The following is a 21,144-nucleotide window of genomic DNA, read 5'->3' as shown; positions in this document are numbered from 1 at the left end:
GAAGCCCTCCAGCATTAGCTACAGGGATCAGTGACGTTGGCGACCCCAACGGGCTGAACTGTACTCGGCTGTCTTTTCTTGTGATAAATGCGACCTAACAGCAGCCACACGAATACCATGTAGTTATGAGTCGTTGTACAGCTCCAGTTCAGGGTCATCGGACCGCCAGCGGACGTGCGGCGTGCCCCGCGTGCAGCAGCAGAGGCTACGGGTACTCATCGCCCCGGCCCTACTACCCGCCGCCGGTCTATACGCCGCAGAGCAGTGGCGGGGGAAGTGCGACCAGTAGCGGCAAAATGCGGGCGCCTTGGTCGCCGAGCACATCCTCCGTGATCTACACGCCCGGTGAGGTGAAGGGGCTGGCTCCTGTTCGCGACGCCGCCGTGTTGCGCGCGAGCCAACAACCCGACCTTTGCGATGTCTTCCTCTGCCACGCGTGGGATGACCGGCGCGGTGCTGCCACTGAGTTGTATGACCTGCTGGAAGCAGAGGGCGTGTCGGTCTGGTTCAGCGAGAAGAACATCGCGCTCGGCCTACCGTTCATGCGGGAAATCGACAAGGGGTTGGCGAGGTCCCGTACAGGTCTCGTTCTAGTCACCCCTGCGCTACTGACACGCCTCAAGCGCGGTGGCGTCTCTGACAAGGAGCTCTCGGAGCTCCTTGCACGTGACCTGCTGCTCCCTGTCATACACGAGACGACCTACGGCGAACTCCGGAACGTCAGCCCCCTACTTGCATCCCGAAACGGGTTGGACACGGCTGAGGATTCGATGGCAGTAGTTGCCATCAAGATCGCAGAGCTGGTGGCCGTTCAGGACGACCAGCGCGTGGCGAACTAAGGGGAGGGAAGTCGCCGAGGCCATCCGCCCTGGTTAAGGCGACGTTAGCGGCTGAGGGAGATCGAGAACACCGAGGCGCGGTGGGTGGGGGCGCTCCGCGTGCTCGCCTATCGGGCCAGGCCGCCCGAGGTAGTTGGGCCAGCCGCTGGCCTTGATCGCCTAGAGAAGCTGGCCCAGAGGCACTGAGCGATACCGTGTGCTTCCTGGACCCAGGGCTGGGGTCGGCTTGCTGACCGCCACGCTGGTGAGCCGACTGCACGGCGAGCGCCCTGGCCTGGACGTTCACGTGGTCGCCAGCCGCGTGCGGGACGGCAAACTCAGCGTGTCGATCCGCACCTCTATCAGAGTGAGCCGTCGCACCGCCTCTGTATGAAACATCCGGCGCTGCCACCGCTGGTAGCGGTAGGCGCACTCCATGGTCGTCCAGGCTAGCCAGAAGCCCACAACCCCAGCGACCGCGGGCGCCGCGTGAAGCCTCGTCCCGCCCTCGCCTTGGACGCCGAGGGGTAAAGTCCAGGCGAGCGTGAGGGCGACGGTGAGTGCCAACCACAGGACGTACCCGCTGAAAGCCCATGGCTGCGCCTCACGCAGCCATGGCAACCGCCCGCGTTCCGCTGCCCGCCCGTGAGCCGCCACCGCCCCCGTCAGCTCTCCGAGTGCGAAGCGTGCCCGGTCCCGCTGCTCTCGCCGGATCGGTCCGCTCCACTCTTGCGTACGCATGTCGAGGCGAGCGATCTCTCGCCGTACCACCGCCATCAGAGCTGTCGTGGGTATAACCTCTGGCCACTGCACCCACCGTTCCCGATCTTTCTTGAAGGAGCGCACGAAGTGGGCTGCCATCGGGCCGACGGCGAGACACATGCCCAGCATCAGCACGACGGCGAAGCCGGGGCTCCGCCCCCACGCCTGGATCACCAGGAGCGTCGCGAACAGTAGGAGGAAGACTGGCACAGGGAAGGTCGCCCGCAAGTAGTTCTGCTGCGTCGCGTCCTGTAGGTCACGTTCCCACGCTTGAATGGGGCGGCGCATCAGGCCGCCAGACACCAGCACGGCGACCAGGACGATGCCCATCAGCCCAAGGGAGGCCAGGGCCAGCAGCAGGGCGACCGAAGCGCCGCCCGGTTCCGGGGGCGGCCCTCCGGCCGTCGCAACCCATGGCACGAGGACGCAGAGCGCTGTGGCGAGGAGGCCGGTGGCCCAGCCGAGCAGCTGGCCGGGCCGTCGTGGTGGCTGGTCTTCGGAGGGGATCGGCTCCCACTCCGGTGCCACCAGGGTCTCCAGCGTAGCGATCAGCTCCTCGACAGCCGCGTCCCAGCCATCTGCGGTAACGCGATGCGCCTGCCGCAGGGAGAGGTCACGGATCGACGCGGGAAGCAGCTCGGGCGACGGCGGCTCCGCGGCGTCAAGGAGCAGGGGGATTACTGTCTTCCCGGCGGCGAGCGCCAGCTCGATCTCGTGCCGCACCCAGTCGCCCGCTCGGTCGAGGCATCTCTCGCCCGACTGGTTCCGCGCTTCCAGCCAGCCCTCCGGAATGGTGACGAGCAGAACCTCGCAGTCATGTACTCGGTCTCTGAGGTCATCTGGGTAGCGGTTACCCGGCAGCATTGACGACGTGTCGAGGAAGACCTGCGTGTCGCCGAAGTGACGGCTGAGTCGCTCACGCAGCCGGTGCACCGCATCCGTGGCACGCGGACTCCTGCGGTAGTTGATGAAGACGCCTCCCATGGAGGTGTTACCCCTCCTTGTTCGTTCCTTCTGCCAGGGTGGTGGCCGAGGATTGCGTCGAAGAACTCCGAATCACGAAGGCGAGGATATCCATGCCCCCGTGCCCGTTCTGTTCCATCGCTGTCGGCTGCGGCCCGGCTCGGATGATCTTCGAGGACGACCACACTGTGGTGTTCTTCCCGCTGGTGCCAGCGACCCTCGGCCACACGCTTGTGGTGCCCCGGATCCATGCGCCGGACCTCTGGGCTATGTCGCCGACGGAGGCAGCGCATCTGCTTGCGACCACGCTCCGCATTGGAGACGTCTTACGCGACCACCTCGCCCCTGAGGGCATGAATGTCATCCATTCCGCTGGCTCTGCGGCTTCCCAGACGGTGTTCCACGCCCATGTCCATCTCGTTCCGCGGTGGCGAGATGATGCCATGGGCCCGCTGTGGCCGGGAGATGGGGCGGGCGTTCGGGATGCAGCCGTGCTCGATTTATTGGCCGATGAGATGGCCGCCCTGCTGTGCCCGCCCGCGCTTCCGAGGGCGTGATTCAGCGGGTCAGGAGGAGGACTACGAAATGGGCGATCAGCAGGGCACCGTAGAACAGCACCAGTGTCTGGGAGAAGGCGACCTTTGCCAGGGTCACCCTTGGCAGGTACGGTCCGATGTTCATCGACAGCATTTCCACGCCGCTGTTGGGCGTCCGGGCGTCTTCGTACAGGGTCCGGAAGAGTCGTTCTTGGCGCAGGAAGTACGAGTCGAGGAACCAGAAGCCCAGCAGAGGGATGATTCCGCTCAGTGCGATCTGCCAGCTGAGCCGCCCGGCTGAGAGTGCCAAGATGGCGGCGGTGAGCGCTATGGCCCAACCCTTCAGCAGGAACGAGTTGTTGCCCAGCCTGGTGACGACGGCCTGGATGAACTCCAGGTGCTTGATCCGGTCGGCGCTCAGTGGAGTGCCGCTGGTGGTACAGACATCCGCTTCGTTGCTGCTGATACTCACTGACACGGTCCCCCTCCGTCGGGCATGCCCACGTCGAGAGACTATCGCGGGGTCGGTGCTCCGGACTCCGTCCCGCCGATGGGAGTGAGGTCTGGCTGCCCGCTCGGCTCTGCGTCCCGTGGGAGTTCCTGGCCGAGTCCTTGAGCCGAAACGAACTCGACGGGTCTTAGGTCTGCCCGAGCACTGGCCGACCGGAGACGCCTTCCCACGACGCCGCTCAAGCAACTGGACCTGATGAGGCGGCCACAGCAGATGTGGACCTTGCGATCAAGCGCTGTCGTATACCCAGGACCGTCCAGTTTGACGGTATTCCTCGACAGGGATTGGTCCGACTCCAGCCTTCATCTGGGCGGTGTACAGCAGGCCGTCGAGGTGGTCGATCTCGTGGTGGATGAGGCGGGCGAGACCATGTTCGTAGACGGTGGCTGCTGTCTCGCCGCTCAGGGCCGTGGTCTCCACCGTGATCTTCAGAGGCCGGGGAACAAGGCCACGGACGTCGAAGAAGCTCAGGCAGCCCTCGTACTGCTCGTCGCTCGCCTCCGCGCGGGCTGTGATCCGTGGGTTGAGCAGGATGATCGCGGGAGCGTCGCCGGGTGGCTGGACGACGGCGACGGAGCGGCCGATGCCGATCTGGGGGGCCGCGATGCCCATGCCCTTGGCGAAGGGGTGGACCTGGCTGATGCGGTTGAGGGCGGCGAACAGTTCGTCCACGATGCGCTCGGCCTCGTACTGCTCGGTGGGCAGGTCGAAGGGGCGGGCCGCGGTGGTGAGGATGGCGGCGCCCTCCTGGACGACGCCGAGGTCTCGCATCTGCTGGCTGGGCCGAACGCTCGTCAACTGAACTCTCCCTGTTCCGTATTGTGTTCGGGTCGTGCCCGGAACCGCCACTCCAAACGGTACCGAGCGTGCAATGTGGGTGTGGTCGTGATCCACGTGAAAGCCCGCTGTTCGCCGTCGTCCCAGCGGACGGGTGGGGTACGGAGCGGGGAGGCTTCGGCGGTCATGGAGGTCTCGGTGCCCCAGACCACCGGGTCGAGAGCGGCGGGGAAAGCGAGCTGGACTTCGAGCTGTTCGGTGGGCAGGCGGACAGCACGCTGGAACCAGTTGCCCCACTTGTCGTCGCCCACGGTGTAGGCGTACTCGATCCAGACGGATTCGCCGGGGTAGAGCGGGAAGCGGCCGTGTTCGTTGTCGAACAGCAGCCAGACTTCCTTGAAGGCGTCACGGTCGTGCTTGGCCTGCCAGCGCATTGCTTCGCCCCGGCAGGTGGCGGTGAGGTCGAGTTCGTCCCACGTCAGCGGGTGGGTCCGGTAGTGGGCGTTGGACTGCTCCGGGTCGCCGGGGTAGCGGTCGACCGAGATGCGGATCAGATAGCGGGTGATCGGTTCGGTGCCGGTGTTCCGGAGACGCCGCCGCATCGTGAGTCGGTACGAGCGGCCGTCGTAGCGAAGGTGCGCGGCGTCGTGTTCGACGACGAGGGCAGAGCCGGCGGCGTACGGTTGCTCGGGCCTGCGCTGGGCCGGCGGGACTGCTGGCAGGCGCCGTGCCCGGGTCCCTCTGGACTTCGCCTGTTCGTAGTCGAGCCAGCGGCGCCAGATCGCCTTCCCTGAGTTCATGACCTCGTCTGCGAGCCGGGCGAACTCCGCACTGGGCTTGTGGCGGCCCGACTCCACGTGGCTGACGTACGAGGGGTCGAAGCCCATGGCCTGCGCTAAAGCGCGCTTGGACAGACCCCGTACCTCACGCCAGCGGGCCACCTCGGCTGCGAAGTCCTCGGCTGCCTGTTCGGCGGTGATCTCCTCGCCCTGGGTGTCCATCGAATCCTCGCCCCGTGTCATTTTTGGTGAGCATGAATGAACCGTGAGTGATCTCAGTTCATCATCCCGTCACCGCCCGCGTCGCGGCTTTCCTTCCCTCAACGGCCCGGATCGATCCCCGGGCGGATGACGGAGGCGACACATCATGCGCGTGCTGTACCTGCTGAACATCTCCAACCCCGACCGGCTGTCCTCGGACTCCGGCTGGATCTTCGCCGACCTCCTTGCCCCGGCGCTGGCGGACGCCGGAGCCGAGGTGACCGTCGCCGCGCCGGCACCGGCCGGGGACGACCGGTGCGGCTTCCGGCAGACGAAGCTGCCCGGAACGAAGTACCGAGCCCGCTTCTCGGCGGACATCGACGAGTTGGTGGCACTCATCCAGACTGAGAAGCCGGACGTGGTGGTGGCCAACCAGGTCGAGGAGGCCCCCGCGATCCGTACGGCCTTGCTGGAAGCGGGCTCCGGCGCGCTCCTGGCCGGGTACTGCCACTATCTGCCGTACTCCTTCGACGACGGCGGGCGGCTTCTGGTCGACCCATCCCTCGACGATGGCGGGCTCGGGCAGCCGGTGCTGCTGGCGTTCGCCGCCGGCCTGGCTGTCTGCGACCGGGTGATGGTGCACTCTTCCACGGCCGCCTCCTGGGTCTCGGCCGCGGCTGAACGGATGACCGTGGATCTGGGCGACAGGCTGCGGGTGGTTCCGGCCCCACGCGACGAACGTTTGGTCCGCGCGCCCGTCACCACCCCGAGCGGTGACGGAGCCGAGCCGATCGGGGTCTACAACCACAGGCTGTACGCGCACTACGGCACCCAACAGTTCGTGGACCTGGCCCGTGACCTCGTGTCTTCCGGATCCGTGCGGCTTCGGGTGATGGACCTGTTCGGGCAGCGCAGTGCCGCTCGGACTGGGCTGAACGACAGTCCCGAGCGGATGCGGGAGAAACTTGCCGAGCTGCCTCATGTGCAGATCGTCTCGGACCGGGGTGACCGCGTCCGCTATCGGGATCTGCTGGCCGGGGCGCGCTTCGGTATCGCCCCGTTCCGGCCCGGCTGCCCGTGGTCGATGAGCGTGATCGACTGCCAGGGCATGGGCCTGCCTGTGATCTCGCCGCGACTGGGCTGGCTCGCCGAGCACATTGACCCCGAACTGTGCTTCACCACCACGTCCGAGGCGGTCGCCTTGGCCGAGCGGCTGGCCTCCGACGACACGTTCCACGCCCTGCATGCCAAGCGCGCCCATGCCTCCACGGCCGACTTCACCCCCGAGCTGGTCGCCGCCCGCTACCTGGAGGCGATCTCGTGACCGGGTTCGACGCCGTCTTCCTCTCGTACGACGAACCGATGGCCGACTCCCTCCACTCCCGCCTTCAGCGGACCCTCGGGGGCGCTGTGAAGCGCCTGCACGGCGTGCACGGGATGCGCCGGGCCTACCGGCTGTGCGCTGAGGCCGTCGACCGTGAGCAGTTCTTCCTCGCGGACGGCGACTTCGCCATCGACACCGACTTCGCCCCGGCCGCTGTGGAGCCCCTGGACGAGGATGTCTCCATGCGCGTGTGGCGCGCGGTCAACCCCGTCAACGGCCTGACCTACGGCTACGGGGGGCTCAAGCTCATCCGCCGCAGTGCTCTGCGGGAGATGGGCGAGGCGGTGGATGTCCTCGCCGCACTGCCCGGACGCGTCGAGTTCGCCGAACAGGCCGCCGGCGTTACCCGCTTCAACCAGAGCCCCTTCCACTCCTGGAAGGCGGGCTTTCGGGAGTGCGCGATGCTCACCCGCGGCAGCGAGTACGGCATGGCCGACGGCGACGCCCGCTGGCGGATGGACGCCTGGCAGCGCAGCAGCGACGGGGAGTTCGCCGCCTTCGCCGCAGCAGGGGCCCGGGAGGGTGTCGCCTTTGCGAACGAGGCCGCCTGTCAACCGGACCAGTACGAGCGGCTGAACGATCCGGCGTGGCTGCGGCAAAGGTTCACTGAGGTCCACGGGGATCAGGCGGTCTCCGGGTGACCAGGCCCCTCGTCCTGATCGAGCTGTACGCCGACCGGTTGGGTGGGCACCATCAGCGCACTCTGGTGGCGCTCGCCCAGGCACGACCCGGCAGCCTAGTCGTCGCCCTGAACGGAATTGCACCCGATGCGGTGGCCGCGCTCCGGGAGACGGAAGCGCGAACGGCGACCGCGCCCGTGGGGCGTGTCTCCGCCGGATTCTTCGCCGCATCACGCCTCCTCGCTGGTGTTTCGACGGTCGTCCGGCGGGTCTTTCGCTCTCGTCGCTGGCCGGACCGGCTGCGGCGGCTGCCACACCAGATCACCCTCATCGCCCGCTGCCTGGCCGAAGCCTCAGCGCTGCGGACCGCCCGTCGGCTTCAGCCCATCGCCAACGCGGTCGTGATCCTCACCGCCAGCGATGCGCTGCACGGGGCAGCAGCCCTTCTGGGCGGTCAACCGCATCTCCGGTTCGTCCACGAGGCCGTCACGACCGAAGACTCCTTCGTACGGCTCATCGGCCGGCTGGCCCGCCGGGGCGAGCGCCGAGTGATCGCCGTGTACCCGACCGAGTCGGTCGGCGCCCAGTTCGCCGAGGACTTCCCCGACCTGTCGGCCGTGGTCCGAGCCTTCGCGGTCGACGATGGTCTCCGTCTGACCGACTCCGAACGTGAAAGTGGCCGGTCGGCCTTTGGGATCCCGGTCACCGACGCTGTGGTCTGTCTCGTCGGCGGCTGGTGGCCGTACAAGGACCTCGATGTCATCGACGCCGGCCTGGCCCGGCTGGAGGAACCGCTGCACCTCGTGGTCACGGGCGATCCGCTGGACGAGTCGGTACTCGCACGCTGGCGGAACCTGCCCTTCCTCCACCTGCACGTGATTCCCGGACCTGTCGCGGAGTGCGTGCTACGACTGGCCTACGGCGCGGCCGACGCCGCCCTCGTCGCCCGGCTCCCCGGGGTCGGCAAGGAGTCCGGCCTGGTGATGGACACCGCCCGGCTCGGCGTCCCACTGATCGTCTCCGATCACGATCCCACGCTCACCAGCCATCTCCAGGGCCGGCCGTGGGCCCTGATGTTCGCCCCAGGCGACCCGGATGGCCTCGTCCACGCTCTGCACAGCGTCATCCGCCAACCGCCTGAGCGACCCGGCCCTGAGGCTCCCGGCCTTCTGGGAATGCCGACCGCTACAGACCAGGCCGACTTCCTCACTCGGATGTTCGCCTCCCTCATGACCACGGAGTCCCGATGCTGAGCACACCCCCGGCTCTGATCGCCGTCGTCGGGCCCGTCGAGCCCTCTCTGTTCGAAGCATGGGTCCACCACTACCGGAAGCTCGGCATCGAGCGATTCTTGATCGCTTTCCATTTCCCCGAGCATGTTCCCCACGCCCAGCAGCACCAGCTCCAGGCGGCCTGCCGGGCGCTGGGCATCGTTCCCACCGGTACCTCGACCGGCCCTTGGCACGAGCACACGAACACACAGCTCCGCGACACCCTGCGGACCCACGCCGGACGCGGCTGGCACCTGCTCGCCGACGCCGACGAATTCCAGCAGTACGACACGCCGCTCCCCGAAGTGATCGACCAGGCCGAACGCTCCGGACACCGGGTCGTGGGCGGCCTGATGCTCGACCGCGTCACCGCGACCGGGCATCTGACCGGCTGGCACCCCGAAGACGGGCTGGATCACGCGTATCCCCTCGGCGGCCATCTCACCCACCGGCTCCTGCACGGGGACCCCCGCAAGATCGCACTGGCCCGCCACGACATCCCTATCTCCTCCGGCAACCACCGATCCCCCGGACACAGACCGGACCCGGACCGCCTCTGCGCCGTTCACCACTTCAAGTGGCGCTCCGGCGTCCTGGACGACCTCCGCCGCAGGGTCCAGCACTTCTCGACGGGCACCTGGCAGGAACAGACCCCGGCCGTACGCGACGAAGCCGCTCGTCTCCTGTCACACGTTCGCCAGCACAGCGGCTCGATCGACATCGGCGATCCGCAGTTCGCGTTCCGGCGGGTGAGCCTGGACCGGATGCCGGACGGCTGGGCCGCCGAGGCCCGCGACATCGTCACCGCCTGGCGGCCGTCCGCCAGCTCCGCCCGGGATCGGGGAGAATGACCGCGCTCGCGCACGCCCGTCGCGGAAGGGATGACCCCGTGCCCCTCGCCGTTCTCCTGGTCGGCCTCACCGGCTCCGGCAAGACCACCGTCGCCCAGACCCTCACCCGCCACGGCTACGTCCGGCTGTCCGTGGACGAGGAGGTCCACCGCCTCCACGGCCGCTACGGCGTGGACTACCCCGAGCACACCTACTTCGAGCGCGAGCGACCCGCTGTCGAGACCATCCGGGAACGGTTCACCAAGGAACTCCAGGCCGGGAACGACGTCGTCCTCGACCACGGACTGTGGCGCCGCACGGACCGGGACACCTGGCGGAAGGCCGCCCGTGAAGGAGGCGGCCATCCTGTGGTCGTCTACCTCCCCGTCGGCCGCGACGAACTGCTGCGGCGCTTGGCCGAACGCAACCAGCGAGAGGACGCCAACGCCCTCACCGTCACCCCCGAAGCCCTTGACGACTTCTTCGCCCGCTTCGACACCCCGGCCGAGGACGAGGAAGTCATCGTCCACACCGGAGACCAGAACGCACTCCTGGCAGTGCTGGCCGCAGCTCGGCACACTCAGCGCTGAGTGCCTCTGCTCGCCCCACGCGTCACATGGTGTGGCGTCACCAGAGGCTGGGGCACGGAGAGGCTGGGCTCGCTGCCATGGGTGCTTCGGAGGCGAGCTGCGGTCGCCCGCTTGTTCGGCAGGGAAGCGATACGCCACACCAGCACTTGAGCCGGTGAATCCGCACTGCAGAGTTCGCGCTCGGCGGCGGCTTCGCTCAGGAGGTGACCGGCCTTGTGGCCAGCGGTCTCGGCACGGGCGAGCGCGGTGGTGAGAGCGGACCAGGCCGGATCCGCCAGAACCCTTTCCGCCTCGTTGGGAAGGACACGACGCACGATGGCCTCGAACCGGGTGATGGTCCGCGAACGTGGGGCTCGGCGAGAGAGGTCTGCCAGTACCGGCTCGCTTGCTTGCCGGTAACCCGCCCGCAGATGACTGAGGGCTTGCTGGGCTGCGGCAGCCTGTTGCTGGTGGCCCCGATGCTTGTGCCATTTGACGGCGGCGAGAGCCAGATGCAGGGCGGCGAAGAGGAGGGCTACGGCGATCCCGCCCGGCGCGTGTGAGGCATAGGCCAACTCTCTGGCCGCCTCGCGCAGTGAGGCGGCGGCCTGATGGTCGGCACGGACAGCGGAGCGTCGGGCGCGATTGAACGCCTTCGCTGCCTCGTACAGCTCGGCTCGGTGCGGACCGTGGCTCACGAGGGCCAGGTTGTGCAAGGTGTCGCCGAACGCGTCGAGGTGGGCTTGGGCCACGGCGTCGTCACCGGATTCGACGCTTGTACGGGCGTGGCGGAGTGCGCTTTCGACGCGACGCCACGGTTCGGTCGGGTCCGCGAGGTGGTGCGGCCGATCATCGATCTTCTGGTCGGCGAGCCGTTCGCGTAGGCGGCTGAGGGAAAGATCGGGCGCAAGCTTGGAGCCTCCGTACCAGACGGGCTCGCTCTGGCTGTTCGTATCGCCGGGGGCGGCCAGGCTGTAGCCGGTCACTTCGCCGGTCTCCGGGCCGATACGGGGCCTGACCTGAATGCCGATCGATCGTAGGACGGTGAAGTACTCGTCCACGCTCCGGACGCCGGCCGCGACCAGATACGCCCGCGCGCGCAGCCACTCCCGCGAGGTGACCGTCCGGCCCTGGCGCTCGGCCTTCGCCCGCTCAGCACCGGTCGGTGTCCGCGGTGCGGTGAGGTCGCCCGGCTTCAGGCGGCGTAGCCCGAACTCGGCTTCGATCTTGCGACACTCCTGCTGGGCCCGCCAGCCGTCCCGATGGGTGCGGGGGCGGCGGCCATCCGCACGGACCGTGGTGGCCATGATGTGGATGTGGTCGTCCGCGTGGCGCACCGCAATCCATCGGCATGCCCTCGCGTCTTCCTGAGGGGCGATACCCGTGGCGGCGACGACCCGGCGGGCGACTTCGGCCCACTCGTCGTCGGTGAGGTAGCGATCACCGGGCGCGGTGCGGACCGGGCAGTGCCATACGTGTTGTGGCGGTGTCGCTCCGCCCAGCTCGCGGGTGCGCAGATCGACATGGTGGTCGAGCCGTGTGGCGAGCTGGGCATAGGTGGCCTCGGGGTCACGGCCCGGGTCGGGGGCGCCGGCCATGTCCCAGGCGGCGACGATGTGCGGGTCGGTGTGCTCGTCGCGGCGCCCTCTGCCGAAGAGGTACCTGATCAGGCCGAGGGTGCTGGAGCCGGTGGAGACATCAGGCACCATCGGCGACGCCCTTGGCCACGAATTCGTCCAGCAGCCGGTAGCTCCGCTGGACTGCCCGGTCCACTCCGTCCAGTACGGCATGAGTGCGCTCGGGGACGGTTCCCCGGTGGATGGCTCCGGTGATCTGGTTGAGGTTGTTGCCGATCTTGTTCAGTGCCGTGATCTGCTTCTCGACGGCCGCCACCAACGGGCGTACGGGATCGTCCTCAGGACTGCCGAGCATGTGCTTCCGTCCGAGGGCTGTTGCCAGTGCGGCATCACCGACGAAGCCGGCGAAGCGCTGACCGCGCCGTTCGGCCTCAGCACTGATGATCCGTACTGCGGTCGGTGTGAAACGGATGTTCCTGACCTGGTCGCGGGTCTCGACGGTGCGTCTCCGGTTCATCAGAGCGGGCAGCACGGGGGTGCCGGACTCACGCCAGGAAGGCTGCTCAGGGCGCGACGGATCTTCGACGGAAGCGGAACCGACGTCATCTCCGACCTCCCCCAGCTCGGGCGCCCGCTGGCGCACGGCCCCTTCCTCCGCCACCCCTGGGGCGGGGGCAAGCGCGGACGAAGCCTCGTCAGAGGCTCGTTCGCTCCAGCTTGCTGCTGTTCGTGGGCCCGGCCCGAGCGGATTCGTGCGGCGGCGGGACGAGGCGTGGTCGGCGGGTCGGTCGGGCATGGTGGTGCTCCATGGGGTTCTTGGGTGGAGGGTTCGTCACGTCCGTCGCATCCGTCCCATGGCTGGTCGGAGCAGGTACGGACGCGGGTGCGGGTACGGACGGATCCGTATCGGCGTGGGCATCCGTCCCGGCGCTGACCTGCGCCGGGACGGATGCGACGGACTGCGACGGACTCAGGGTGGGTCGGTCAGCGTGCCCGTGGGAGACCGGTGGCACCGCCGGGCGGGGCTACCGGCAGCGTTCCGGACGGAGGAGCGGGCGGCCTGCCCCGGACCACGCGCGCCGGTGCGTCCTCGTACCGAGGAGGGTGAGTCGCCGGGGTGGAGTCGGGGCAGTAGCGGGCCCAGGCGTCGAGGAACTGGTTACGGACGTACGCCTTGGCCTGCTTGGCTTCCTCGAAACGGTGGTTGGCGGGGCTGATGGCGAAGTCCCTCAGCAAGTTGGCCAGATGGTAGGCGTTCAGCCCCTTGGTTCCGTACTCGGCCCACGGGGCCTCGGCGTCCTGGAGGAGCGCGGCGAGCAGGTCGTGGGTCCGCAAGGTCTCCGGATCGCCCGCCTGGGCGAACACGCTTCGGATGTCACGCAGAAGACGCGTCTTCAAGGTCGTCTGCTCGTCCTGGGCCACCTCGTTGCGGGCCATCGCCGAACACGCCGCACGGGCACTGGCGGGCCAGTGGCCGCCGGCCAGATCCGCCACGATGACCAGCGGCTCCCAGGTGTCCGCGGCACGGTCCTCCACTGGCATCATGGGCACCAAGCCCGCAGCGGTGCCTCGCAGGGGAATCAGCCACGCGGCCAGTCGGTCACGCAGCGCGTTCAGCTCGGGTACCGAGTACCGCGACCGGAACGGGACGATGCGCTCACCCGGCTTCCGCTTCTGCATACGGATCACGACCGCCCGGTCCATGATCGTGTCCGGCAGGTCGCCGATCCCGGCCAGGGCTGCCATGGCGAACGTGGGAAAGGCCGTCGGCTTGTGCTCCGGCCCGGAGATCCGCCAGGCGGGACGGTTGCGCTGGTGGCCGGCGTTCAGCAGGCCGCGCAGATCCTCCTTCTCACCTGCCTTCGGGCCGAAGATGGTGTCGGCCTCGTCCACCAGCAGCGTGGGAGGGTTCTTGCCGATCACACGGAACACCACCGCCGGCGAGGTGTTCACGGTCATCATCGGCTGGTGCACCGTCTCGTGAAGCACGTCCAGGAGGCGCGACTTGCCGCACCCCTTGGTCGGCCCGACCACGGCCAGCCGGGGCGCGTGCTGAAGGGCGGGCTGGATATGCGAGGCCGCCACCCAGAGGGTGACTGCCGTCAATGCTTCTTGGCTCGGCAGCACCACGTACTGGCCTATCGCCGCCCGCAGCTCGTCGAGTAGAGCGGCCCCGTCGCCAGCGGCTTCGAGGGGACCACTGCCGTGGTCCGCGCTTCCCGACTGGTCCGGGACCACGGTCCCGGACTGAGTGGTCCCGGCCAAGGGACCGCCTATCTCGGAGGAGGGGCGGGGACCACGGTCCCCGGGATTGGTCCGCACGTTGCGGACCTGCGGACCAGGGCTGGCGTTCTGGTCCGCAGGAGACGGTCCGCCGGTCCCCGTCTGGTCCGCTGGCTGTGGTCCGGTCCGCACGCCGTTGACCTGTGGGTTCTCTGGTCTTTCGGATGTCTGGTCTGCAGTCGGTCGTGCGGTCCGCTCCTCGCCGTCGGGTTGGTCCGCACGCCTGCTCTTGTGCGGACCAAGGGAGTCGTGCGCTTGGTCCGCGGTCCGCGCGTCGGTGGGCCGTGCGCTGGTCCGGTCCGCGCGGTGGCTGGGGAGGCCCTGTCCGGGGATCGCAGCTACGGGCCAGACAACCTTGGGTGGTGTGCTTGTAGTGTCGGGGGACGGGTCGGCCATAGGCGTTCCTCTCAGGTGAAGGGGTAGAGCGGGGCAGAGGGCTCTGTTCCTTCACCGACTCGTTCATTCAGGTGGAGACGGTCAGCCGAAGGGTGCTCATGGCCCTGGTTTCAGGGCACGAGGTCGGCAACGCTTCCGAGCGTCAGGCCGTCAGGCCGAAGGCGGACTGGGCGGCGAGCCACTCGTCCACCTCTGCCCAGCGGTATCGCAGGTGACGGCCCACCTTGTGGACCTTCGGGCCCATGCCCCGGTACTTCCACTGGTACAGCGTCTTGACCGGAACCCCCAGATAGGCCGCGATATCCGCGGGTGTCGCGAGGCGGTCACGTTTGACGGGAAAATGCCGGTGGGACGAGTTCTTGGACAGAGGGGTTTCCTTTTCGGTTTCGAGGCAGGGATATTCGACGCAATGGCGCCATGGGCATGCCGTTGTGCGGAGTTCTCGCACCCTCCCGGTGAGGCTGGGCGGGTGGAGTTCAATAACAGTAAGTGCGGATCCCCGGTTGGCGAAATAGTTGGCCCGGTCGAGAGGGAGGGGCCACCCCGTGGACGGCCGCAGTGGACGCCCCGCCCGTGGGCTACAGGCTGTTTGAGCAGGCCGAGACACGTGGTCATCCGAGCGGTTGGGGCTGGTCCGGGTGTGCTCTAGGGTTCCTCCCGAGGGCCCTGGTTGATCGCGGCTGAGAAGCGAAGACCCCTGGCGATCCGAATGTCTGCGGCTATGCGGAGCGCAAGGGCAGTGGCAGAAGCCATTAACAGTTTCTAGAGCTAAACCTTGCGCTGGGTGGCCAGTTCGAGTTACAGCTATCTGTCATGGCTACCAACTCATCTGAGGATCCATTGAAAGCGATCCATTCTGTTCTTCCTGAAGGGGCCCGGATTCGAACTCCGCCCACGACGACAGGTCGCGCGGTGGGTGTGTCCTCCATCTGCCGGAGCGAGGGCTGATGGCCCGCGTCTGGATCGAGGACCGCATCGGGCACGCCGCGTACACCCATGCGGTCGCGCGGGCCAAGCAGGCCGGCCGGACCCCTCCTGGCCGCTACCGCGTGCGCTGGTACGACCCCGACGGCAAACCGAAGATGAAGACGCTGGCCCGGAAGGTCGACGCCGAGAACGAGCGGACGAAGGTGGAAGCCCGCCTCTCGGACGGCTCGTATCGCGACCCCGCCGCCGCGCGGGTGAAGTTCGCTGAGGTGGCGGACTCCTGGCTGGCGGCCCAGATCCATCTCAAGCGGTCAACCCGGAACCGATACAGAGGCGTTCTGGATGTGCATGTGATCCCTCGGTGGGGGACCACACCGCTCGACCGCGTCCGCTTCGAGGACGTGGCCGAATGGCTGTCGGCCATGCTGTCGGGCGAGGCGACCGGCGGCAGGAAGCTCAGCGCTCGCTCGGTGCGCAAGGCGTACGTCATCCTCAGCCAGGTCCTCGGCTTCGCGGTGAAGTCCCGCCGTCTGGCGTTCAACCCGGCGGTCGGGGTGCCCCTGCCCAAGCCCGCGCCAGCTGATCACGTCTATCTCGACGACATGCAGACCGAGTCGTTGGCGGACGCGGCCGGCGAGTACCGGGTGTTCATCCTGCTGCTGGCCTATACCGGTCTGCGGTGGGGCGAGGCGTCGGCGCTGAAGGTGGGGCGGGTCGACCTCGACGCCTGCCGGGCGCACATCGTCGAGGCGTACGTCGAGGACAACGGCAAGCTGTACCTCGACACGCCCAAGAACCACGAGCGCCGTTCCGTACCGATCCCCCGATTCCTCGCCGAGGAGCTGAAGCCCTACGTCGAGAAGCGGGGCGATGCCGAGTTGCTGTTCACCGCCCCGCAGCGTGGACCGCTACGGGCCCGGAACTTCCGGCAGCGATTCTTCGCCCCGGCCGTCGCCAAGGCGGGCCTCGGCCACCTCAAGCTCACGCCGCACAAGCTCCGCCACACGGCGGCTTCCCTCGCCATCGCCAGCGGCGCGGACGTCAATGTCGTCCAGACCATGCTCGGCCACAAGTCGGCGACGCTGACCCTGGACACCTACGGCCACCTCTTCCCGGACCGACTGGACGAGGTGTCGAAGAAGATGCACAAGCGCCGGGCCAAGCAGTTGGCCAAGGCGAAGGCCAGGCTGGAGAAGGCGGAGGCGAGGGCGCGTGAGGCGGCCGAGACGGTGGCCTCTCTGGAGGGCGTCGTCGCGTGATGTGTGCTTGATCCGTGCGGACGAGTGCCGGGTGCTGCCCACCGGACCGGCGGACTGGCACCCGGCGTCAGCGCATCGCTCAGCTGCTTCGCGGGCTCTGGTTCCGGTACGGGCGCATGAAGGCTTCCATCGCCTCGGCGGAGTCGCGCATCGCCAACCGGCTGATCTCCTGGGGGACCTCACGGTCGTCGTAGACGAACAGTCGGCCGTCCACGAGGTGGGTCTTCGGATGCCAGCCGAGGCGGCGGCCCGCCTCGCGGGCGGCACGCCGCACGTCCTTGAGATCGCCCATCTCTTCGAGATCACCGATGCTCAGGGTCAGCTGACCGTGGTAGCCCTGGTAGCGGGGCTTCAGAGAGGCCGCCATCAGGCTCTCCAGGCGATCGACCAGATTGTCGTGGCGGCGCTTGGCCAGTTCGTCCTTCGCGGGCATCGCGGTACAGCTCCCCACCCTCGGCGCACACACGTCATGTGTGCTGAATCCGTGCCGGTAGCCGGAAGCCCTGCCGCCCTTACGGACGGCAGGGCCTCTGACCTGCTGCTTTAGCGTGCCCCCGGCAGGATTCGAACCTGCGACACCCGCTTTAGGAGAGCGGTGCTCTATCCCCTGAGCTACGAAGGCGCTCGCCAGCGGACTGGCGTACCGCCGTCAGTGTAGCCGGTGAGACCAGGGTCGCGGTGATCGGTCGGGAGGTGGGTGGCGGTGGGTGGCCGGGCCCGGTTCGGAGGGGGGTGCGGGGGGTGGGGGCCGGCCGGTTTCAGAGTTGGGGGAGGGCGCCGCCGTCGATCACGTAGCCGGCGCCGGTGATGCGGGAGGCGCGGTCCGAGACGAGGAAGGACACCAGGTCGGCGATGTCCTCGGGCTCGCTGACGCCCTTCAGTGGAGCGCCCTCCATCTGGATGATCATGTTGACGACGGCGTCGCCGTCCTGCCCGGTGGATCCCCTGATGTCGTCCGCGACCAGGTCCAGGGCGGGCGTCCTGACCAGACCGGGAATCACGCTGTTGACCCGGATCCCGTGCGGGGCGACCTCGGTCGCCAGTCCCTTCGCGTAATGGACCAGGGCCGCCTTCGCCGCGCCGTAGTGCAGCAGGGCGCCGACGGGCCGGTACGCGGTGGTCGAGGCCATCTCGATGATCACCCCGCCGCCCTGCTCGATCATCGACGGCAGTATGGCCCGGTCCAGCCGGACCGCGGCGAGATAGTTGGTCTGGAGTGCCTCGACGTAGTCCTCGTCGGAGATCGTCGCGTATCCGCCGAGGCGCGGCATGCCGCCGCTGCTGGCCCCGCCCGCGTTGTTGACGAGGATGTCGACTCCGCCGAGTATCTCCAGGGCGGTGTCGGCCAGCTGCCGGACGCCCTCGGTGGTGCTCACGTCGGCGGTCACGAGCCGTACGGAGTCGGGGAGTCCCGGCGCCTCCTTGCGTGCCGAGGTCACCACGGTCGCCCCCTCGGCGACCAGCCGCCGCACGACGGCCAGGCCGATGCCCCGGGTGCCGCCCGTCACGAGCGCGCGCTTGCCCGCGACCGCCGGTGCGCTGTTGTCATGAACCATGGTGCTCTTCTCCCGTCGCCGCCTGCCGCTCGGCCGCGAGGTCCAGGATGTTCCTGTTCCCCTCGGTCCAGAGGATGGTCATCGCCATCCGGTCGATCTTCCATCCGCCGCCGTGGCGCACGAGGTGGAATCGGTAGGTTCCGCCGATGCGCCACAGCGGGGACCCCATGGGGTTGTCCAGCCGGTGGGTCGCCTGGAAGGAGGCGGTGCACTCCGCCCCGTCGCCCCCCTCGTCGGTGGTGACCAGGTGGTTGGTCATCAGATGGTGGGAGCTGTCGTAGCCGCCCAGCACCGAGGCCCAGGAGTCGACGATCTCCTTCGGGGTCACCGTGGTCGGCGTCCCGCCGAGGAGGCTGGTGTAGTCCAGGAGGACCTTGGGGGTGAACAGGGCGGTGGCCCGGTCCCATTCGCGGCGGTCGCTGTGCCAGCCCGTGCGATCGCAGGTCTCGATGATCGCCTGACGGTCGTTCATACGTGGTTCCTTCACCGGATCGAGGAGGGGAGGGGGCGGGGATTCACCAGGTGACGGGAAGGTCGTGGAGGCCCTCCAGTGTCATGTCCACCTTCATGGAGACCTCGTCCATCGGGACCGCCAGCCGCAGGGTGGGGATCCGCTCGAAGAGGGTGCCGAAGAGGATCTCCAGCTCGGCCCTGGCCAGGTTCTCCCCGAGGCAGCGGTGCGGGCCGTGGCCGAAGGCCAGATGGCCCTGGGAGGAGCGGCGGATGTCGAAGGAGTCGGGGGCCTCGAAGGCCCTGGCGTCGCGGTTGGCCGCGGCGGTGGAGAGGATGACGCCGTCCCCCTTCTTGATGGTCTGCCCGGCCACCTCCACATCGGCGGTGGCGACCCGCAGGGTCGTCAGGTCGGCGATGGACAGGAAGCGCATCAACTCCTCCACCGCTCCGGGCAGCAGGCTCGGGTCCTCGCGTATCAGCGCCAGCTGGTCCGGGTGCTCCAGCAGTGTCAGGGTGCCCAGGCCGATCATGCTCGTGGTGGTCTCCTGGCCGCCGATCAGCAGGGCGACCATGAGCTTCGACACCTCGATCGAGGTGAGTGCGCCGGTGTTCAGCTGCTCGGTGATGAGGGTGCTCAGCAGATCGTCGCCGAGATCGTGCTGCTTCGCGTCCACCACCTGCACCAGGTAGTCCAGCAGCTCCTGCCCGGCCCTGACGGCCTGTTCCAGGTCCGGGGCCTGCATGATGCCCTGGGCGTGCACCTCGAACAGCTCGTGCTCCTCGTAGGAGATGCCGAGCATCTGGCAGATCACCCGTGACGGCAGCGGCCTTCCCAGCACCGCGACCATGTCGACGGGGGTCTCGTGGCTCAGCAGCTCGTCGATGAGTTCGTCGGCCACCGCCTGGATCATCGGCCGCAGACGTTCCACCTGCTTGTTGGTGAAGCGCGGCAGCAGCATGCGCCGGCGCGACCGGTGGGGCTCGCCGTCGAGGCCGAAGAGCTCCTGGGTGAACTCGGGGAAGTTCTTCTCCCGTTCGGCCAGGATCGGGAAGGCGGGGTTGTCGTGGTCCGACGAGAAGAGCTTGGCGTCGGCGAACATCGCCCGTGTCTCCTTGTGCTGGGTCACCAGCCACGCGATCCGGCCGTCGTAGAGCCGGACCCGGGAGAGCGGGGCCTTCTCGCTCATCCCGGTGTACTCGGCCGGCGGATCGTACGGGCAGCCCCGCCGCATCGGGTAGGAGTGCAGATCCTCACTGGCGGCCGGTGCCGATGCCGATGCAGCTGTCGGTGTCGTGGATGTGTCGCTCATTCTGGTCCTCTCGATGGTGAGTTGCCGGACATCGGTCCCGTACGCCCCGTCACAGGGCCTCCCGGGACCGGGCGACGAGCCAGTCGTGCACCGCCCGCGCGGCCGTCCCCGCGTCGCCCTCCACGATGCTGAAGTGGTCCCCGGGCACCTCCTCGACCGCCATCGGGAACGGCAGCGCGTGCTCCCAGGCCCCGGCCGGCACCGCCGGCGAGCCCTCCACGGCGGGCAGCGGATCGGCGGCCTTGATCAGAAGGGTGGGCGCGCGGGTGGCGGTCGGCGCGAAATCGGCGAACAGCCGCAGATACGTGCCCATCGCCGTCCACCGGACATGGCCGATCCGGCCGAAGGTCTCCTCCCGGTCGAACATGCCCCGGGTCAGGGCCGGCTGGATCAGCGGCAGCGTGCTGTCGAGGAAGTACGTGTCCAGGAGCACCACCGCCGACGGGCCGCCGCCGAGCCGCTCCAGACGCCCCGCGACCGCGTTGGCCAGCCAGCCGCCGGAGGAGTAGCCGACCAGGGCGTACGGGGCGTCCCCGGCGCACCGGGACACCGCCAGGGCCTGCGCCTCCACCATGGCGTCGAAGTCGGCGGGCGGCAGCTCGCCCTCGATGAAGCCCGGAACCGGCAGCGTCGACACCTCGCGCACGCCGTCGAGGCCCGTGGCGAACCGCGCGTACTGGAGCGGGCTGGACGAAGCCCCCACGCTGGGGAGGCAGATCAGGGCGGGGAGCGCGGGGCCGTTCGACAGCCGGACCGGCTCCCGTACGCCGGACTCGTCCCCGGCGGCGAACGCGGGCCGGAGCCTGGAGGCCGCCATCAGGAACTCGTTCGCCTCGCCGATCCGGTTCCGCGCGCAGGCCTCCCGGTACAGGACGTCGATGGTGTCCGCCGGCTGCGGCGCACCGGAGCCCGGCCCGGGCGGGGCGGCGTTCAGCAGCGCGCCGAGCCGCTCGGCGAGCCCGGCGGGGGTGGCGCTGTCGAAGACCACCGTGGCGGGCAGCCGCAGACCGGTCGCCTCGCTCAGGGCGTTCCGCAGCTCCACCGCGGTCAGCGAGTCGAACCCCGACTCCAGGAACGGCCGGGAGTCGTCCAGCGCCTCGGAGCCGGTGTGGCCCAGCACGCTCGCCGCACGCTCCCGCACCAGCTCCCGCAGCGCCTCGCCGCGCTCCTTCGCACCGAGTTCGCCGAGTGCACCGAGTTCACCGAGTGCGCCCAGCGCACCCGGTTCGGCCGGCCGCCGCCCGTGCGGGGCCGGGCCCCCGGCCGGGCCCGCCGGGGGCAGCAGCCCCCGCAGTACGACGGGCGGCTGCGCGCGGCCCGCCGCGCCGCGCAGTACGGCGGTGTCGAGACGCATCGGGACGA

General features: G+C 68.7%; 20 protein-coding genes, 1 tRNA gene and 1 pseudogene. 8 read left to right on the top strand and 14 right to left on the bottom strand.

Going from position 1 to position 21,144, the window contains the following annotated elements:
* Positions 1–329: 329 nt before the first annotated feature.
* A complete protein-coding gene (locus tag ABD371_RS01160; RefSeq protein WP_344471605.1) occupies positions 330–839 on the top strand; it encodes a toll/interleukin-1 receptor domain-containing protein in 510 nt (169 codons plus the stop codon).
* Between the two features lie 282 nt (positions 840–1,121).
* Here ABD371_RS01160 and ABD371_RS01155 read toward each other — a convergent pair whose 3' ends face one another.
* Positions 1,122–2,564 (bottom strand): toll/interleukin-1 receptor domain-containing protein, encoded by a 1,443-nt coding sequence (locus ABD371_RS01155; protein WP_344471603.1) that lies wholly within the window; start codon positions 2,562–2,564, stop codon positions 1,122–1,124.
* A 17-nt stretch (positions 2,565–2,581) separates the two neighbouring features.
* Between ABD371_RS01155 and ABD371_RS01150 the strand changes: the two genes are divergently transcribed.
* Positions 2,582–3,100 carry an HIT family protein gene (locus tag ABD371_RS01150; protein ID WP_344471601.1) on the top strand — a complete coding sequence of 173 codons (519 nt, stop codon included), beginning with the start codon at positions 2,582–2,584 and terminating at the stop codon, positions 3,098–3,100.
* 1 nt (position 3,101) lies between these two features.
* On the opposite strand, the gene ABD371_RS01145 is transcribed toward ABD371_RS01150, so the two are convergent.
* The 3 genes from ABD371_RS01145 to ABD371_RS01135 form a co-directional block, all read right to left on the bottom strand.
* Entirely contained in the window at positions 3,102–3,551 is a 450-nt protein-coding gene (locus ABD371_RS01145; RefSeq protein WP_344471598.1) for a hypothetical protein, read from the bottom strand.
* A gap of 267 nt (positions 3,552–3,818) precedes the next feature.
* Positions 3,819–4,388, bottom strand: coding sequence for a peptide deformylase (locus tag ABD371_RS01140; RefSeq protein ID WP_344471596.1), 570 nt, complete (start codon positions 4,386–4,388; stop codon positions 3,819–3,821).
* Positions 4,385–5,389 (bottom strand): helix-turn-helix domain-containing protein, encoded by a 1,005-nt coding sequence (locus tag ABD371_RS01135; RefSeq protein ID WP_344471594.1) that lies wholly within the window; start codon positions 5,387–5,389, stop codon positions 4,385–4,387. Before ABD371_RS01135 ends, ABD371_RS01140 begins: the two co-directional genes overlap by 4 nt.
* Positions 5,390–5,513: 124 nt before the next feature.
* On the opposite strand from ABD371_RS01135, the gene ABD371_RS01130 reads away from it, so the two are divergent.
* The 5 genes from ABD371_RS01130 to ABD371_RS01110 are packed head-to-tail and all read left to right on the top strand — an operon-like array spanning position 5,514 to position 10,042.
* Positions 5,514–6,671: a glycosyltransferase family protein gene (locus ABD371_RS01130; protein WP_344471592.1), complete on the top strand. Its 1,158-nt coding sequence runs from the start codon at positions 5,514–5,516 to the stop codon at positions 6,669–6,671.
* On the top strand, positions 6,668–7,372 hold the full coding sequence (locus ABD371_RS01125; protein ID WP_344471590.1) for a hypothetical protein: 705 nt from the start codon (positions 6,668–6,670) through the stop codon (positions 7,370–7,372). Before ABD371_RS01130 ends, ABD371_RS01125 begins: the two co-directional genes overlap by 4 nt.
* Complete coding sequence (locus ABD371_RS01120) at positions 7,369–8,604, top strand: glycosyltransferase family protein (protein WP_344471588.1); 1,236 nt, start codon at positions 7,369–7,371, stop codon at positions 8,602–8,604. Before ABD371_RS01125 ends, ABD371_RS01120 begins: the two co-directional genes overlap by 4 nt.
* Positions 8,598–9,473, top strand: coding sequence for a glycosyltransferase family 2 protein (locus tag ABD371_RS01115; protein WP_344471586.1), 876 nt, complete (start codon positions 8,598–8,600; stop codon positions 9,471–9,473). Before ABD371_RS01120 ends, ABD371_RS01115 begins: the two co-directional genes overlap by 7 nt.
* A 38-nt stretch (positions 9,474–9,511) precedes the next feature.
* Positions 9,512–10,042: a P-loop nucleotide/nucleoside kinase family protein gene (locus ABD371_RS01110; RefSeq protein WP_344471584.1), complete on the top strand. Its 531-nt coding sequence runs from the start codon at positions 9,512–9,514 to the stop codon at positions 10,040–10,042.
* On the opposite strand, the gene ABD371_RS01105 is transcribed toward ABD371_RS01110, so the two are convergent.
* The 4 genes from ABD371_RS01105 to ABD371_RS01090 form a co-directional block, all read right to left on the bottom strand.
* Positions 10,033–11,730: a relaxase/mobilization nuclease domain-containing protein gene (locus ABD371_RS01105; protein WP_344471582.1), complete on the bottom strand. Its 1,698-nt coding sequence runs from the start codon at positions 11,728–11,730 to the stop codon at positions 10,033–10,035. The genes ABD371_RS01110 and ABD371_RS01105 overlap by 10 nt on opposite strands.
* Positions 11,720–12,241 carry a MobC domain-containing protein gene (locus ABD371_RS01100; RefSeq protein ID WP_344471580.1) on the bottom strand — a complete coding sequence of 174 codons (522 nt, stop codon included), beginning with the start codon at positions 12,239–12,241 and terminating at the stop codon, positions 11,720–11,722. The genes ABD371_RS01105 and ABD371_RS01100 overlap by 11 nt, the downstream gene beginning before the upstream one ends.
* Before the next feature lie 341 nt (positions 12,242–12,582).
* On the bottom strand, positions 12,583–13,836 hold the full coding sequence (locus ABD371_RS01095; protein WP_344472159.1) for a DUF3631 domain-containing protein: 1,254 nt from the start codon (positions 13,834–13,836) through the stop codon (positions 12,583–12,585).
* A 583-nt stretch (positions 13,837–14,419) separates the two neighbouring features.
* On the bottom strand, positions 14,420–14,644 hold the full coding sequence (locus ABD371_RS01090; RefSeq protein ID WP_344472157.1) for a helix-turn-helix transcriptional regulator: 225 nt from the start codon (positions 14,642–14,644) through the stop codon (positions 14,420–14,422).
* Positions 14,645–15,224: 580 nt separating this feature from the next.
* On the opposite strand from ABD371_RS01090, the gene ABD371_RS01085 reads away from it, so the two are divergent.
* Positions 15,225–16,463 carry a tyrosine-type recombinase/integrase gene (locus ABD371_RS01085; RefSeq protein WP_344471578.1) on the top strand — a complete coding sequence of 413 codons (1,239 nt, stop codon included), beginning with the start codon at positions 15,225–15,227 and terminating at the stop codon, positions 16,461–16,463.
* 79 nt (positions 16,464–16,542) lie between these two features.
* Here ABD371_RS01085 and ABD371_RS01080 read toward each other — a convergent pair whose 3' ends face one another.
* From ABD371_RS01080 to ABD371_RS35940, 6 genes and pseudogenes are all read right to left on the bottom strand, one after another.
* Positions 16,543–16,896, bottom strand: a complete 354-nt coding sequence (locus ABD371_RS01080) for a hypothetical protein (protein ID WP_344471576.1) — start codon at positions 16,894–16,896, stop codon at positions 16,543–16,545.
* A 116-nt stretch (positions 16,897–17,012) separates the two neighbouring features.
* Positions 17,013–17,085: transfer RNA gene (locus ABD371_RS01075), tRNA-Arg, on the bottom strand.
* A gap of 136 nt (positions 17,086–17,221) precedes the next feature.
* Positions 17,222–18,019, bottom strand: a complete 798-nt coding sequence (locus ABD371_RS01070) for an oxidoreductase (protein ID WP_344471574.1) — start codon at positions 18,017–18,019, stop codon at positions 17,222–17,224.
* Entirely contained in the window at positions 18,009–18,491 is a 483-nt protein-coding gene (locus tag ABD371_RS01065) for a nuclear transport factor 2 family protein (RefSeq protein ID WP_344471572.1), read from the bottom strand. The genes ABD371_RS01070 and ABD371_RS01065 overlap by 11 nt, the downstream gene beginning before the upstream one ends.
* A gap of 43 nt (positions 18,492–18,534) precedes the next feature.
* Complete coding sequence (locus tag ABD371_RS01060) at positions 18,535–19,782, bottom strand: cytochrome P450 (protein ID WP_344471570.1); 1,248 nt, start codon at positions 19,780–19,782, stop codon at positions 18,535–18,537.
* A gap of 49 nt (positions 19,783–19,831) precedes the next feature.
* Positions 19,832–20,914 (bottom strand): annotated as a pseudogene (locus tag ABD371_RS35940) (thioesterase domain-containing protein); the annotation flags it as partial.
* Positions 20,915–21,144 lie beyond the last annotated feature (230 nt).

The organism is Streptomyces amakusaensis (genome assembly GCF_039532665.1).
Taxonomy (GTDB): domain Bacteria; phylum Actinomycetota; class Actinomycetes; order Streptomycetales; family Streptomycetaceae; genus Streptomyces; species Streptomyces amakusaensis.
Note: the sequence above shows the minus strand (reverse complement) of the source record. Positions and strands in the feature narration are given on the sequence as shown.

Excerpts from the sequence above, each read along its gene's own strand:
- ABD371_RS01155 (WP_344471603.1), bottom strand. The coding sequence starts at position 2,564 with ATGGGAGGCGTCTTCATCAACTACCGCAGGAGTCCGCGTGCCACGGAT.
- ABD371_RS01135 (WP_344471594.1), bottom strand. The coding sequence starts at position 5,389 with ATGACACGGGGCGAGGATTCGATGGACACCCAGGGCGAGGAGATCACC.
- ABD371_RS01130 (WP_344471592.1), top strand. The coding sequence starts at position 5,514 with ATGCGCGTGCTGTACCTGCTGAACATCTCCAACCCCGACCGGCTGTCC.
- ABD371_RS01115 (WP_344471586.1), top strand. The coding sequence starts at position 8,598 with ATGCTGAGCACACCCCCGGCTCTGATCGCCGTCGTCGGGCCCGTCGAG.
- ABD371_RS01105 (WP_344471582.1), bottom strand. The coding sequence starts at position 11,730 with ATGGTGCCTGATGTCTCCACCGGCTCCAGCACCCTCGGCCTGATCAGG.
- ABD371_RS01085 (WP_344471578.1), top strand. The coding sequence starts at position 15,225 with ATGGCCCGCGTCTGGATCGAGGACCGCATCGGGCACGCCGCGTACACC.
- ABD371_RS01080 (WP_344471576.1), bottom strand. The coding sequence starts at position 16,896 with ATGCCCGCGAAGGACGAACTGGCCAAGCGCCGCCACGACAATCTGGTC.
- ABD371_RS01070 (WP_344471574.1), bottom strand. The coding sequence starts at position 18,019 with ATGGTTCATGACAACAGCGCACCGGCGGTCGCGGGCAAGCGCGCGCTC.
- ABD371_RS01065 (WP_344471572.1), bottom strand. The coding sequence starts at position 18,491 with ATGAACGACCGTCAGGCGATCATCGAGACCTGCGATCGCACGGGCTGG.
- ABD371_RS01060 (WP_344471570.1), bottom strand. The coding sequence starts at position 19,782 with ATGAGCGACACATCCACGACACCGACAGCTGCATCGGCATCGGCACCG.